This is a genomic window from Klebsiella sp. 10-1 (genome assembly GCF_009758445.1).
Taxonomy (GTDB): domain Bacteria; phylum Pseudomonadota; class Gammaproteobacteria; order Enterobacterales; family Enterobacteriaceae; genus Klebsiella; species Klebsiella scottii.
Genome location: NZ_WQRE01000001.1, coordinates 1,127,097 through 1,140,451, shown reverse-complemented (window position 1 = coordinate 1,140,451; position 13,355 = coordinate 1,127,097). Strand labels below are relative to the sequence as shown.

12 protein-coding genes, 1 tRNA gene and 5 pseudogenes are annotated in these 13,355 nt (G+C 50.1%); 12 read left to right on the top strand and 6 right to left on the bottom strand.

Going from position 1 to position 13,355, the window contains the following annotated elements:
* Positions 1-69 precede the first annotated feature (69 nt).
* The 3 genes and pseudogenes from GO007_RS05415 to GO007_RS05405 all read left to right on the top strand — a co-directional run bounded on the left by GO007_RS05415 (position 70) and on the right by GO007_RS05405 (position 2,178).
* A complete protein-coding gene (locus GO007_RS05415; RefSeq protein WP_095096524.1) occupies positions 70-483 on the top strand; it encodes a hypothetical protein in 414 nt (137 codons plus the stop codon).
* 227 nt (positions 484-710) lie between these two features.
* Positions 711-1,176 (top strand): annotated as a pseudogene (locus GO007_RS05410) (SOS response-associated peptidase family protein); the annotation flags it as partial.
* A gap of 213 nt (positions 1,177-1,389) precedes the next feature.
* Positions 1,390-2,178, top strand: coding sequence for a hypothetical protein (locus GO007_RS05405; protein WP_095096521.1), 789 nt, complete (start codon positions 1,390-1,392; stop codon positions 2,176-2,178).
* Positions 2,179-2,279: 101 nt separating this feature from the next.
* Here the strand turns inward: GO007_RS05405 and GO007_RS05400 are convergent.
* Both GO007_RS05400 and GO007_RS05395 read right to left on the bottom strand, forming a co-directional pair.
* Positions 2,280-3,546: pseudogene (locus tag GO007_RS05400) on the bottom strand (Y-family DNA polymerase).
* Position 3,547: 1 nt separating this feature from the next.
* Positions 3,548-3,967 (bottom strand): translesion error-prone DNA polymerase V autoproteolytic subunit, encoded by a 420-nt coding sequence (locus GO007_RS05395; protein WP_095096519.1) that lies wholly within the window; start codon positions 3,965-3,967, stop codon positions 3,548-3,550.
* Between the two features lie 78 nt (positions 3,968-4,045).
* On the opposite strand from GO007_RS05395, the gene GO007_RS05390 reads away from it, so the two are divergent.
* Both GO007_RS05390 and GO007_RS05385 read left to right on the top strand, forming a co-directional pair.
* Complete coding sequence (locus GO007_RS05390) at positions 4,046-4,288, top strand: DinI family protein (protein WP_095096517.1); 243 nt, start codon at positions 4,046-4,048, stop codon at positions 4,286-4,288.
* On the top strand, positions 4,288-4,530 hold the full coding sequence (locus GO007_RS05385) for a hypothetical protein (protein ID WP_080528314.1): 243 nt from the start codon (positions 4,288-4,290) through the stop codon (positions 4,528-4,530). The genes GO007_RS05390 and GO007_RS05385 overlap by 1 nt, the downstream gene beginning before the upstream one ends.
* 77 nt (positions 4,531-4,607) lie before the next feature.
* On the opposite strand, the gene GO007_RS05380 is transcribed toward GO007_RS05385, so the two are convergent.
* Together GO007_RS05380 and GO007_RS05375 are read right to left on the bottom strand one after the other, a co-directional pair.
* Positions 4,608-6,350: a hypothetical protein gene (locus GO007_RS05380; protein WP_223261749.1), complete on the bottom strand. Its 1,743-nt coding sequence runs from the start codon at positions 6,348-6,350 to the stop codon at positions 4,608-4,610.
* A 208-nt stretch (positions 6,351-6,558) separates the two neighbouring features.
* Positions 6,559-6,807: pseudogene (locus tag GO007_RS05375) on the bottom strand (helix-turn-helix domain-containing protein); the annotation flags it as partial.
* On the opposite strand from GO007_RS05375, the pseudogene GO007_RS29065 reads away from it, so the two are divergent.
* Positions 6,801-7,034 (top strand): annotated as a pseudogene (locus GO007_RS29065) (HNH endonuclease); the annotation flags it as partial. The pseudogenes GO007_RS05375 and GO007_RS29065 sit on opposite strands and share 7 nt — an antisense overlap.
* Before the next feature lie 4 nt (positions 7,035-7,038).
* Here the strand turns inward: GO007_RS29065 and GO007_RS05370 are convergent.
* Positions 7,039-7,114: transfer RNA gene (locus tag GO007_RS05370), tRNA-Lys, on the bottom strand.
* A 4-nt stretch (positions 7,115-7,118) separates the two neighbouring features.
* On the opposite strand from GO007_RS05370, the pseudogene GO007_RS05365 reads away from it, so the two are divergent.
* A pseudogene (locus tag GO007_RS05365) lies at positions 7,119-7,274 on the top strand (integrase); the annotation flags it as partial.
* Between the two features lie 113 nt (positions 7,275-7,387).
* Here the strand turns inward: GO007_RS05365 and icd are convergent.
* Positions 7,388-8,638, bottom strand: coding sequence for an NADP-dependent isocitrate dehydrogenase (gene icd, locus GO007_RS05360; protein ID WP_095096514.1), 1,251 nt, complete (start codon positions 8,636-8,638; stop codon positions 7,388-7,390).
* A gap of 233 nt (positions 8,639-8,871) precedes the next feature.
* On the opposite strand from icd, the gene rluE reads away from it, so the two are divergent.
* The 5 genes from rluE (at position 8,872) to purB (ending at position 13,353) form a co-directional block, all read left to right on the top strand.
* Positions 8,872-9,522 (top strand): 23S rRNA pseudouridine(2457) synthase RluE, encoded by a 651-nt coding sequence (gene rluE, locus GO007_RS05355; RefSeq protein ID WP_095096512.1) that lies wholly within the window; start codon positions 8,872-8,874, stop codon positions 9,520-9,522.
* 18 nt (positions 9,523-9,540) lie between these two features.
* The gene (locus GO007_RS05350) at positions 9,541-9,987 is read left to right on the top strand and encodes an NUDIX hydrolase (RefSeq protein ID WP_095096510.1); all 447 of its coding nucleotides are present in this window, start codon (positions 9,541-9,543) and stop codon (positions 9,985-9,987) included.
* Between the two features lie 185 nt (positions 9,988-10,172).
* Positions 10,173-11,279 (top strand): tRNA 2-thiouridine(34) synthase MnmA, encoded by a 1,107-nt coding sequence (mnmA, locus tag GO007_RS05345; protein WP_143350133.1) that lies wholly within the window; start codon positions 10,173-10,175, stop codon positions 11,277-11,279.
* Positions 11,280-11,337: 58 nt separating this feature from the next.
* On the top strand, positions 11,338-11,979 hold the full coding sequence (gene hflD, locus GO007_RS05340; RefSeq protein WP_041145013.1) for a high frequency lysogenization protein HflD: 642 nt from the start codon (positions 11,338-11,340) through the stop codon (positions 11,977-11,979).
* A gap of 3 nt (positions 11,980-11,982) precedes the next feature.
* Entirely contained in the window at positions 11,983-13,353 is a 1,371-nt protein-coding gene (gene purB, locus GO007_RS05335) for an adenylosuccinate lyase (RefSeq protein WP_095096504.1), read from the top strand.
* Positions 13,354-13,355 lie beyond the last annotated feature (2 nt).

Sequence of the window (13,355 nt, the reverse complement as noted above, 5' to 3'; positions counted from 1 at the left end):
TTACTCCAATGTACAATGCGCTTCCTGAGTGAAATTCTTTGGGCATCGCATAGACGAGAGGTATGAAGCATGGCAGATATCGTTTCTGGTTTAGCAGCACTAAAAACAGCCTTTGATTTAGCCAAAGATCTTAAAAATGCGACTAGCGCATATAATGATGCTGAGATGAGGCTTAAGTTTAGCGAGCTTTATTCAGCGTTGTCTAATGCTAAGATCGACCTAGCTGATGCTCAGATTGAAATGTTCGAGATGAAACAGAAAATTGAAGAGTTGCAAGAGAAACTCAACGCTTCTGATGAACTTGAGTTTCGCGATTCTGTATATTGGCGAGCAAATCCTATTGAAGGTAAGCCAAATGGACCTTTTTGCCCCAAATGCTATGAAGGGCCAGGGAAAAAACTTTCTTCCATGAGTAGTGTTAGCGGCCATTTTAGTTTCGCCGGCAAATACAAATGTAATACCTGTGCTGCATACGTTAAATAGTCTCCCCGTCATGGGGTGTCGGGGGGCGGAGGTTCAAATCCTCACGTAGACCAAAAATCCCAATTAAACCAGCCTATTATGGCTGGTTTTTTTATGCCTGCTTTTTGTGCGGGGAGTCAATGGGGGAGCCCCCCCGTCAATGACAACTTTTCCGAGGCTATTTTTCTCCCAAAGAAATATTCAACTTTCTGTCTTCAATACTTTCAGTTTGACTATTGGAGATAATCATGTGCGGACGATTTTCCCAATCACAAACCCGAGAAGAATTCCTAGTTTATCTGGCAGAAGGAGCCGAGCGGCATATCGCCTTTGACCCCTAACAGATCGGCCGTTACAACATCGCGCTAAGCACCAAAGTCCTGCTGCTGAGCGAACGCAATGAAGAACTACACCTCGATCCGGTTCACTGGGGATATGCACCCGTGTAGTGGGATAACCCTGCGCTCATCAATGCTCGTGTAGAAACCGCTGCGACAAGCAGAATGTTAAGCCACTATGGCAACATGGCCGGGCTATCTATTTCGCTGACGGTTGGTTTGAATGGAAAAGGAAGGCGATAAGAAGCACCCTTACTTCATCCATAGAAAAGACGGCAAGCCCATATTCATGGCAGCGATCGGTAGCGTACCTTTCGAACGGGGCAATGAAACCGAGGAATGTTTGATAGTCACTGCAATTGTTTGCCAGAACTTATCGGCATTCACTAACCCTGTCAGTCTTGTATCGGTGAACCTGTAATTTACTATCTCGGTCTATCGGCAATATGAAAAAGTGAAGCATAGGGCCTCCCATTTTATGGGATATCCATTCTCAGCTAAAAATATAGACTTTCACCATGCGTTTGTATAGAGTATATATCATGAAAACTTTAATTTATATGATGCAACAACAAACTAGGATAGCTGTATGAAATTTACCAAGGGAGATCACCTCCTCTTTATTATAACGTTATTCATTTTCCTTTTTTTTATGTCCACCCAATTCCCTAGCATGCACAAAGATGTAAAAATCACAGACTGGTTATCAGTTATTATAAATCTATCTCTTGCTCTATTCGCGTACAAAGGTTTTATTTTAGCAAATAGCTGGAAAGATGATTTAACTAGAGGCGATGGTTACAAAATAGCCCTTGAAATAAAAGACGAAAAATTGCATAACCTAAGAATGCTATCCCATTCTTTTTCTAATGTTGAAATAGCATATCCATGTGTACTCAATGCTTTACACAATAAATCGGCTGTCATTCCAGTAATGAATATCACAAGTAAAGATTTCGCAATAAATAACACTGAAAACATAGGTCTTTTAATTGAAAGAATGAAGATCTGCACTCGTGAGTTAGAAATATCATTTAGAAACTTGAATAGTGTCGGGTGGGAAGTATCTGATGATAAAAAAGATAAAATACAAGAGGTAATATCCATAATCAACAATGCCTTCCCAATTATTTACCCTGTTTTTTATGCATCACAACAGTTATTAGGACTAACTAAAGATTTTTATGACAACCAACAAAATATCATTCCTACCCCTTACAATCAAACCTCGCAAGAGGATTTACTAGAAATTATCAAATCACATTCAGAAACATTCAAATCAAACACAGAGGATTTCGGCAAGAAATGCAGTAAGCTCCTTGATGATGATCTTTATGTTCTAAATTTCTTTCATCCAATAAAGAAGAAATTTAATTAGCAAAAATTGCAACATCAGTCAATTGGGCATGATTCGCCACGATATAGAATCCGCATTCGCATCACAATCAATATAACCAGAAATATATCATGATTTGAATTTCACCACACCTTCAGCAGGTCGCTGAATCTTGTAGTATAGCGAGGTGAGAGCATTTCTCGCCTCATCTGCCAGGCTGTCTGGATCCCCCTGCCCTGCAAAATAGAGCGTCCCCCTGCCATCCTTCGCATTGAGATGGTCGAGAACTTCCATTAACTTTTCGCTGTTTGGCCGTGGTGCGTTGTCGTCGAAGAGGTTGAGTTGCGCTACGCCCTGGCTGTGGAAGTCGCCAAGCATCACCCCTGCTTTCTGGTACCTGTGTCCATCTTTCCAGATTGCGTCAAGGCACCTAGTAGCCGCTGCGATAATGTCCCTGCTGTCCTGTGTCGGGGTCAGCAGCTTTACCGATGCGCTGTTGCCGTAATACGGCTCGTTCAACGCAAAGGGGCTTGTTTTAACAAACGCCGAGATAAATCGACAATACTGATGCTCACTACGGAGTTTCTCGGCTGCGCGCGATGCGTAACTGCATATCGCCTGCCTCATCTCATGATATTCCGTGATACGCCCACCGAACGAACGGCTGCAGACTATTTCCTGTTTTACCGGCGCGAACTCCTCCAGACCGAGGCAAGGCTCCCCGCGTAGCTCCCGCACGGTTCGCTCCAGCACCACATTAAAATGCTTCCGGATAAAACGGATATCAGTATCAGCCAGCTGCAGCACAGTTTTAATCCCCATAGCCTCTAGTTTTTTACTGATGCGGCGCCCGACGCCCCAGACTTCATCAACCGGCAGTGCGCCCATCAATTTGCGCTGCTTCTCAATATTGGAAAGATCCACGACCCCGCCGGTCTGCCGCTGCCATTGTTTTGCAGCATGGTTGGCCAGCTTCGCGAGTGTTTTTGTTTGGGCGATTCCCACACCTACGGTTAGGTGTGTCCTGCGTAACACCGTTTCACGTATCTCCCAGCCAAAATCGGTAAGATCCCGGCAATTACGGACCCCTGTCAGGTCGCAAAAAGCTTCATCGATACTGTAAATTTCGCACCGCGGTGAGAGCTCTTCCAGCGTCGTCATCACGCGATTCGACATATCCGCGTAGAGCTCATAATTACTGCTGAAGCAAATAACACCATGCCGGCGGAACTGCTCCTTTTGTTTAAAGTACGGCTCCCCCATCTTCACGAACGGCTTTGCTTCCGCAGAACGTGCAATCACACAACCGTCGTTATTCGACAGGACGACCACCGGTCGCCCTTTCAAATCTGGCCGGAATACTGTCTCGCAGCTCGCATAAAACGAGTTCACATCACAGAGCGCGAACATCTCAGCCCGCCGCTTTAATGATATAGGTAACGACGCCGAACACATCGAGCGTGTCTTCGCTACCAACGACAATCGGTGAATACGCGCTGTTCATCGGGTTAAGCTGGACCGTCGGCCGTAGCTGCAGCTTTTTGGCAGTAAATTCACCATCTACAGCAGCGATCACAATATCGCCATGCTCAGCCTTACGCGAGCTATCGACGACCAGGAGATCGCCCTCACTGATACCACCTTCGATCATGCTATCTCCGGCGGCCTTAACGAAATAGGTTGCGCTGGGGTGGTTAATCAACAGCTCGTTGAGGTCGTTTCGCTGTTCAACATAATCCTGCGCCGGGCTGGGAAATCCGCACTGCACCGGGTCACTGAATAGCGGCACTAATAGGACCTCTCGGATCTCAGTTGGTGTGTAAAACTTCATAACGCACTTCCTCATGTTGACACTGTTCATACATACAGTATATATACTGTAATTATATCCAGTAAAGAGGGACGAAAAATGTTTGTGGAACTGATTTACGACAAGAGAAACTTTGAGGGGCTGGCTGGTGCAAGGGAGACAATTACGGCTGAATTAACTAAGCGAGTTCACAGGATTTTTCCCGATGCCGATGTCCGTGTTAAGCCGATGATGACCTTACTAGCAATCAATACCGATGGCAGCAAGCACGAAAAAGAGCAGATCAGCAGGGTTGTCCAGGAGATGTTTGAAGAGGCTGATATGTGGATGATGGAGGAGTGATGGAAATTGCGAATGTGATTGTCTCCGGGGTACGGATCTACCTTCCTCCAGATAACGTTTTGCCCAAGCCCTCAACGGATATGCTAACTTTCGCCGTAGTTAAGGATCCAGGACTTATCTCTGACTACCTGCTTATGGTGCACAGGAATGGACGCTGGGAGCTGGCAACGCCAAATTTTTACAAAGAAACCGAACAGGCCATCCTGGCAGCTGTGAAAATCGGCGAAAAAGTTTGGCAGTAGTTTATGAACAATATCTACATTTGGTGTATCAGCTCAGCAAAAGCCCCTTTCGGGGCTTAGCTAATGGTAGAACAGCTTTAAGCTTTCACTACATAGTATTCTCTTGCTCCAGACACTAGCCTATCAACCTTGATGCCAACTTTACCATTTCTGACTTCGTCATGATCAAGCCGGTCTATCTGTAAGCTTTCAATAGACAACCGATGCCAGTGGTTTTCATTATCTTGAATAGCGATTTTGTCAGCTTTAGTGATAGTAAATGAACCGCCTTCGGGTATGACTAAAGAGTAGACTAATACCCCTTTGTAGCAGTGATTGAACTCAAGCTTATGAAGGCTTTGTCTGAAGTTAATGAGTCCCTCTTGCTTAAAGGCATCACGAGCTGCTTCTTTACTGATAACACCTGCTTCTATCATGTAATAGATGTTAAACAGCTCATAAGTAAATGTCATGCCGCGTTGAGCCATCTCAGCATCTTCAATCTGGTTATCATTGAAAGGGATAACCTCTCTTTCTTTTGGCGCTTTGTATCTACGGTGATTGACTATGTAGACGGCTTTGTATGTATTTCCCTGATTAGCTTTCTTCCTACGTAAGGCAATCTTGGAGATTTGAGCACACTGAGCATCTGTTGAAGTGCCTCCAATCCCTTTCACTTCCAGCAAGAAGTGAACGCCGTTATGCTCAAAGTTCAAATCTTCCTCAAACACTTCTCCAGCGTCTACATCAACATCTTTATCTGGATCTACCACATTAGTGAAACCGATATACTCAAGAAACCACTTAACTGCAGATACAAGGTCATCCCCGGTTTCTTTTAGCATAGCCCTGAGCTTTACATTTTCATCTTTGGAATGAACTCGTCCATATTCTTCTTTCAGAGATGACAAGGTTTCTTCGTGTCTTTTTATTTCATTATCAATATCTATTAGTTTATTTCTTTCATCTAAAGAGATATATGAAAAATCGTTAATCCATTTGAAGCTTCCATGATTTGGGAATATTTCACCACAAAAACCAATATCCGGCAAAACATTATTAAAAAGATCTAATAACAAACCGGCCTTGTCATATATTTCTGGAAAGAAGAAAATAACCTTAGAACCCATTCTTCTTAAAAAAGCAACACATTCTCCAGCTTCATTAACGAGCAAAGGGATCTCTGGAGACTCTTTACCTTGATACATCTGGAAAACTAATTTATAGCTTGATTGTGGAAGGTATTTTTCGAGACATTGCTTTATCTCTATTCCTTCCTCTCCTTCAACCACCTTCATTCTGTTTCCAACTCTTATAGAAGGAGAGGCGCCATAATAGTTTGGAAAACAATAAGTATTACTTTGATACTGACTGCTTTTGCCTGCTTCATTCTGAAGTGTATAAACCTCATCATTATTGCTTTCACAAAAAACAAATAGCAGTTGAAGTTTATCAGTAGAGAAAATATTAGAAAGAGCAGTGTTCATATCCAGAGGAAACAGGTCAACAACGCTAGGCGTATGTCTATAAATTATTTTTATAGATGAATGACCTTTAATAAAACCCTCTCTTAAACCTGTATCAATAACTACTATTTCTGCTTCATGTAAGTTTGAGGGGATTTCAGAAGAATAGGGTATTTCTAAAGGACGATGGCTGGCTGCTTCATATATTTTATATCCATTCATCCAACAATGGCTTACATTGAAGCCCGGGCTAAGAGCCTTCTCAACGGTTTTAGAGGTATTTAACAGATAAATCAGTGGCTTATTTTCAGGGGTCATCATGAACATCCATATTAGATTTTCATTAAATGTATCATTTTTCTTAGGAGATAACATCTGACCTGCTCCCTGTTTATTCACACAGAACGCTGTTAGCAATGTTTGCAGGCCGCTCAAAGCAGACTGTCAGATTTTATTGTGTACTGTAAGAGAATCTAGGCTTCTTCAGAAGAGATGGCACCAGTAAAAAATCCCTCGGCTGCATCTGCCAATGTAGCCATTGATCACCTACTGGCTCTTGCATATGGCCCGTAGATGATCAGCCTTACCCCGCGGGGAAATACTTATAAATTGTCTTCACCGCCACCCCGATTACATCGGCCACCTGCTGCCGGGTAGCGCCATTCTCCAGCATTCGGCGCGCACGATCGACAACCCCCGGTGTCATAACCCGCCGGCGGCCGCCAATACGCCCCTGTTCTCTCGCCGCCGCCAGCCCTGCGCGAGTCCTCTCCACTATCAATTCGCGCTCCATTTCCGCCAACGCGCTCATGACGTGGAAGAAGAAGCGGCCAGTACGCGATGGATAAGCCAGAAAACGACACCATCGACAATATGGTACCAGCCTGCATCCCCTGCAACCTGTTCAAAATGTGCAGCACGGTTGAGGATTTTCGCAATCGTATTGCTACCCAGGTTGATGTGACGCGCCGGGCGTCGAGAAGTTACCGCACTGCGGAATCGTTCGGACTGGTCCACCCGACTAATGCGCCGGTGGTTTTCTGGTTCGAAAGGTATCAAGGAGTGGTGGGCTGTGAGGGGGTCGAACCCGCGACCAATGGATTAAGAGTCCAGTGCTCTACCAACTGAGCTAACAGCCCACAAACCTTCCACGAACAGAGATCTCTTTCAGAACGGCTATACCGGGAGCAAGGCTTAGATACTCAGAAGTTATTGGGCCACAAATCGAAAAAAATGACGGATAAATACAACGATGACCGGGGTAAAGACTGGCTCGTTGTAGGTCAAAAAGCAGTATGATTTTAAGCCAGTTTTGGGGAATAATTTTGGGGAAAGTTTTGGGGAAAGATTTTGAACGATCGTAAAAAAGGGAGCCACCAGGCTCCCTTCTGTCTTTAATCAGCGATCGCTGATTACATGTTCGCGATAATCGCGTCGCCAAACTCGCTACATTTCAGCAGCTTAGCGCCTTCCATCAGACGTTCAAAGTCATAGGTCACGGTCTTAGCGGCGATAGCGCCTTCGGTGCCTTTAACGATCAGGTCTGCGGCTTCGAACCACTGCAGGTGGCGCAGCATCATCTCAGCGGACAGGATAATGGAACCTGGGTTCACTTTGTCCTGGCCGGCATATTTCGGTGCAGTACCGTGAGTCGCTTCGAACAGCGCGCACTCGTCACCGATGTTAGCGCCCGGAGCAATACCGATGCCGCCGACCTGCGCCGCCAGGGCGTCGGAGATGTAGTCGCCGTTCAGGTTCATACAGGCAATAACGTCATACTCGGCCGGACGCAGCAGGATCTGCTGCAGGAAGGCGTCAGCGATAACGTCTTTGATGATGATCTCTTTACCGGTGTTCGGGTTTTTGACCTTCTGCCACGGGCCGCCGTCAATCAGTTCGCCGCCGAATTCTTCGCGAATCAGCTCGTAGCCCCAGTCTTTAAAGGCGCCTTCGGTGAACTTCATGATGTTGCCTTTGTGTACCAGCGTCAGCGAATCACGGTCATTGGTAATGACATATTCGATAGCAGCACGAACCAGGCGTTTGGTGCCTTCTTCGGAGCACGGCTTAATGCCGATGCCGCAATGTTCCGGGAAGCGAATTTTCTTCACGCCCATCTCATCACGCAGGAATTTGATAACTTTCTCGGCTTCAGCGGAGTCAGCTTTCCATTCGATGCCCGCATAGATATCTTCTGAGTTTTCACGGAAGATAACCATATCGGTCAGCTCAGGATGTTTAACCGGGCTCGGTGTACCCTGGTAGTAGCGCACCGGACGCAGGCAGACGTAAAGATCCAGCTCCTGGCGCAGGGCAACGTTCAGAGAACGAATACCGCCGCCAACTGGCGTCGTCAGAGGGCCTTTGATAGCAACACGATAATCACGAATCAGATCAAGAGTTTCGGCAGGCAGCCAGACGTCCTGGCCATAAACCTGGGTCGATTTTTCGCCGGTGTAAACTTCCATCCAGGAAATTTTACGCTCGCCTTTATAGGCTTTCTCAACGGCGGCATCCACCACTTTCAGCATCGCTGGGGTCACGTCAACACCGATACCATCACCCTCGATAAACGGGATAATCGGGTTATTAGGGACGTTCAGCTTGCCATCTTGCAGGGTGATTTTTTGACCTTCCGCCGGAACTACTACTTTGCTTTCCATTAACCTCTCCTTCGAGCGCTTCTGGTTCTGCTCTTCCTTTTCACACTAACCGAGCGTTGGCTTTATCCGCCCACTCCGCTACCGGGTGATCCCGCTAACCGGAGATCCGCGTCCGTGCCGCCTTCTGGTAGCGCGAATCAGTTTGAGCAATATTTTTGTTAAAAAATTGTGATGAGCCTGTCGATACTACCTGAATGTTTGCGTCCATGAAAGGCATTCGTAATTAGGCTATAATGCGGCAATTGACGGGGCCTGAAAATACCATGCAGAAAACTTCATTTAGAAAACATCGCGTTGAGCGATTCAGCTCACAACAAGTCACCAGACAACGCAAAGAACGCCAACCAACCCGCGTGATCTTGTTCAATAAACCCTACGATGTGTTGCCACAGTTTACCGACGAAGCCGGGCGCAGCACGCTAAAAGATTTTATTCCGCAGTCCGATGTCTACGCCGCGGGCCGGCTTGACCGCGATAGCGAAGGGCTGCTGGTGTTAACTAACGACGGCGCGCTCCAGGCGCGGCTCACGCAGCCGGGCAAACGCACCGGTAAAATTTACTACGTTCAGGTTGAAGGCGAGCCGACTTTGGAGGCGCTGGAGGCGCTGCGCAACGGCATTACGCTCAACGACGGCCCCACCCTGCCCGCAGAAATTGAACGGGTCGCGGAACCTGAGTGGCTGTGGCCGCGCACTCCCCCGATCCGTGAACGCAAGGCGATCCCCACCAGCTGGCTGAAAATCACCCTCTATGAAGGCCGCAACCGTCAGGTGCGCCGCATGACCGCGCACGTGGGCTATCCTACGCTGCGCCTGATTCGCTACGCTATGGGCGGCTATACTCTCGACGGCCTGAGCAACGGCCAGTGGCGCCAGGTCGAATAATCATCCCAGGAGTGGAATATGTTTAAACCGCACGTCACCGTAGCCTGCATCGTGCACGCTAAAGACAAATTTCTGCTGGTCGAAGAGACCATCAACGGCAAGGCGCTGTGGAACCAGCCGGCCGGTCATCTTGAAGCAGATGAAACCCTGGTGCAGGCGGCCGAGCGCGAGCTGTGGGAAGAGACCGGGATCCGCGCCACTCCGCAGCACTTTATCCGTATGCATCAGTGGATCGCGCCGGACAGCACGCCGTTTTTGCGCTTTCTGTTCGCCATCGAACTTGACGATACGTGCGCTACCGAGCCGCACGATAGCGATATCGACCGCTGCCTGTGGCTCAGCGCCGAGGAAATTCTCAATGCGCCCAACCTGCGCTCGCAGCTGGTAGCGGAAAGTATCCGCAGCTATCAGCACGATCAGCGCCACCCGCTGTCGCTGATCGGGGCCTTTAACTGGCCGTTTTAACACGCAAAACCGGAGCCGGCGCTCCCGGGACGCAGCGGCGCATTTGTCGCGCACGCGCGCTACCCCTGCGGAGATAAGGCCGGTCAGCGCAGCGGCACGCAAACTATGCCCCCTTGAGGGGGTGCCTGAGGCGCGACTGCGTGCTAGAATATGCCGCCTTGAAGTTCAATGTGGTGAGTATTCCAATGTCAGAAAATCCAAAAAAAGTGATCGTCGGCATGTCCGGCGGCGTCGACTCCTCGGTTTCCGCCTGGCTGCTGATCCAGCAAGGCTACAAGGTCGAAGGCCTGTTCATGAAGAACTGGGAAGAAGACGATGGTGAGGAATACTGCACAGCCGCCGCCGACCTCGCCGACGCTCAGGCCGTCTGCGATAAGCTCGGAATTGAGCTTCACACCGTAAACTTTGCCGCCGAATACTGGGACAACGTGTTTGAACTGTTCCTGGCTGAATATAAAGCCGGACGCACGCCGAACCCGGATATTCTGTGCAATAAAGAGATCAAATTTAAAGCCTTCCTCGAGTTCGCGGCGGAAGATCTTGGGGCCGACTATATCGCCACCGGCCACTACGTGCGCCGCGCAGACGTTAACGGTAAAAGCCAGCTGCTGCGCGGGCTCGACGGTAACAAAGACCAGAGCTACTTCCTCTACACCCTCGGCCACGAACAGATTGCCCAGAGCCTGTTCCCGGTGGGCGAACTGGAAAAGCCGCAGGTACGCAAAATCGCCGAAGAGCTGGACCTCATCACCGCGAAGAAAAAAGACTCGACCGGCATCTGCTTTATCGGCGAACGCAAGTTCCGCGAATTCCTTGGCCGCTACCTGCCCGCCCAGCCGGGTAAAATCCTCACCGTGGACGGCGAAGAGATCGGCGAGCATCAGGGGCTGATGTACCATACCCTCGGTCAGCGCAAGGGCCTCGGCATCGGCGGGACCAAAGAGGGCAGCGAAGATCCGTGGTACGTCGTCGATAAAGACGTAGAAAAAAATATTCTGGTGGTCGCTCAGGGTCACGATCACCCGCGCCTGATGTCGGTGGGGCTGATTGCCCAGCAGCTGCACTGGGTCGATCGCGAGCCGGTGAAAGGCACGCTGCGCTGTACGGTGAAAACCCGCTATCGCCAGACCGATATCCCCTGCACCGTCAAGGCGCTGGACGACGACCGCATCGAAGTCATCTTTGATGAGCCGGTCGCGGCGGTAACGCCGGGCCAGTCGGCGGTCTTCTACAGCGGCGAAGTGTGCCTCGGCGGCGGCATTATCGAACAGCGCCTGCCGCTGCAGGCCTGACAGACAGTTTTTACCGCCGATAGCTGAACCGGCTACCGGCGGCTTACAAGGAGTACGTGTGGCGAAGAATTACTATGACATCACGCTGGCGCTGGCTGGCGTTTGCCAGGCAGCCCGTCTGGTTCAGCAGCTGGCGCACCAGGGGCATTGCGATAGCGATGCCCTGCACGTCTCGCTGAACAGCATCATCGACCTCAACCCGGATTCAACGCTGGCGGTGTTCGGTGGCAGTGAAGCCAATCTTCGCCTCGGGCTTGAAACCCTGCTCGGCGTACTCAACACCGGCAGCCGTCAGGGGCTGAACGCCGAACTGACCCGCTACACCTTAAGCATGATGGTGCTTGAACGTAAGCTTGCGGCAGGCAAAGGCGCGATGGATACCCTCGGCAACCGTATCGCCGGCCTGCACCGCCAGCTGGAACATTTCGATCTGCAGTCCGAAACCCTGCTTAGCGCGATGGCGGGCATCTACGTAGACGTTATCAGCCCGCTGGGGCCGCGCATCCAGGTCACCGGTTCTCCCGCCGTGCTGCAAAGCCCGCAGGTGCAGGCGAAAGTTCGCGCCTCGCTGCTGGCCGGCATCCGCGCGGCGGTGCTGTGGAACCAGGTCGGCGGCGGACGTCTGCAGCTCATGTTTTCTCGTAATCGTCTGGTTAACCAGGCAAAACAAATTCTTGCTCATTTAACCCCGGAGTTGTGATCTATGGAATTATCCTCACTGACCGCCGTTTCCCCTGTCGATGGACGCTACGGCGATAAAGTCAGCGCGCTGCGCGGTATCTTCAGCGAATTCGGTTTGCTGAAGTTCCGTGTTCAGGTAGAAGTACGCTGGCTGCAAAAACTAGCCGCGCACGCAGCGATCAAGGAAGTTCCTGCTTTTGCTGCCGACGCAATCGGTTTCCTTGATAAAATCGTCGCCGATTTCAGCGTAGAAGACGCGCAGCGTATCAAAATCATCGAGCGCACCACTAACCACGACGTGAAAGCGGTAGAGTATTTCCTCAAGGAAAAAGTGGCCGACGTTGCCGAGCTGCACGCGGTTTCCGAATTCATTCACTTCGCCTGCACCTCCGAGGACATCAACAACCTGTCCCACGCGCTGATGCTGAAAACCGCCCGTGACGAAGTGGTCTTGCCCTACTGGCGCCAGATGATTGACGCGGTAAAAAACCTCGCAACGCAGTATCGCGACGTGCCGCTGCTCTCCCGTACTCACGGCCAGCCGGCGACGCCGTCCACCATGGGTAAAGAGATGGCTAACGTCGCTTACCGCATGGAGCGTCAGTATCGTCAGCTGAACCAGGTCGAGATCCTCGGCAAAATTAACGGCGCGGTCGGCAACTACAATGCCCATATCGTCGCCTATCCGGAAGTTGACTGGCACCAGTTCAGCGAAGAGTTTGTCACCTCGCTGGGTATTCAGTGGAACCCGTACACCACGCAGATCGAGCCGCACGACTATATTGCCGAGCTGTTCGACTGCATGGCGCGCTTCAACACCATCCTGATCGATTTCGATCGCGACGTGTGGGGCTATATCGCGCTCAACCACTTCAAGCAGAAAACCATCGCCGGCGAAATCGGCTCTTCCACCATGCCGCATAAAGTGAACCCTATCGACTTCGAAAACTCCGAAGGCAACCTGGGGCTGGCTAACGCCATGATGCAGCATCTGGCGAGCAAGCTGCCGGTCTCCCGCTGGCAGCGCGACCTGACCGACTCCACCGTCCTGCGTAACCTCGGGGTGGGTATCGGCTATTCTCTGATCGCCTACCAGTCCACCCTGAAAGGCATCAGCAAGCTGGAGCTCAACGGCGATCGCCTGCTCGATGAGCTGGATCACAACTGGGAAGTGCTGGCCGAGCCGATTCAAACCGTGATGCGCCGCTACGGAATCGAAAAGCCGTACGAAAAGCTGAAAGAGCTGACCCGCGGCAAGCGCGTGGACGCCGAAGGCATGCAGCAGTTCATCGACAGCCTGCCGCTGCCGGAAGATGAAAAAGTGCGCCTCAAGGCCATGACGCCGGCCAACTACATCGGCCGCGCGGCCACTATGGTTGATGAGCTGAAGTAAGC

Bases quoted from the DNA above. Each gene is read 5' to 3' on its own strand.
- GO007_RS05415 (WP_095096524.1), top strand. From the start codon at position 70: ATGGCAGATATCGTTTCTGGTTTAGCAGCACTAAAAACAGCCTTTGAT.
- GO007_RS05405 (WP_095096521.1), top strand. From the start codon at position 1,390: ATGAAATTTACCAAGGGAGATCACCTCCTCTTTATTATAACGTTATTC.
- GO007_RS05395 (WP_095096519.1), bottom strand. From the start codon at position 3,967: ATGAAGTTTTACACACCAACTGAGATCCGAGAGGTCCTATTAGTGCCG.
- GO007_RS05390 (WP_095096517.1), top strand. From the start codon at position 4,046: ATGTTTGTGGAACTGATTTACGACAAGAGAAACTTTGAGGGGCTGGCT.
- GO007_RS05385 (WP_080528314.1), top strand. From the start codon at position 4,288: ATGGAAATTGCGAATGTGATTGTCTCCGGGGTACGGATCTACCTTCCT.
- GO007_RS05380 (WP_223261749.1), bottom strand. From the start codon at position 6,350: ATGTTATCTCCTAAGAAAAATGATACATTTAATGAAAATCTAATATGG.
- icd (WP_095096514.1), bottom strand. From the start codon at position 8,638: ATGGAAAGCAAAGTAGTAGTTCCGGCGGAAGGTCAAAAAATCACCCTG.
- rluE (WP_095096512.1), top strand. From the start codon at position 8,872: ATGCGGCAATTGACGGGGCCTGAAAATACCATGCAGAAAACTTCATTT.
- GO007_RS05350 (WP_095096510.1), top strand. From the start codon at position 9,541: ATGTTTAAACCGCACGTCACCGTAGCCTGCATCGTGCACGCTAAAGAC.
- mnmA (WP_143350133.1), top strand. From the start codon at position 10,173: ATGTCAGAAAATCCAAAAAAAGTGATCGTCGGCATGTCCGGCGGCGTC.
- purB (WP_095096504.1), top strand. From the start codon at position 11,983: ATGGAATTATCCTCACTGACCGCCGTTTCCCCTGTCGATGGACGCTAC.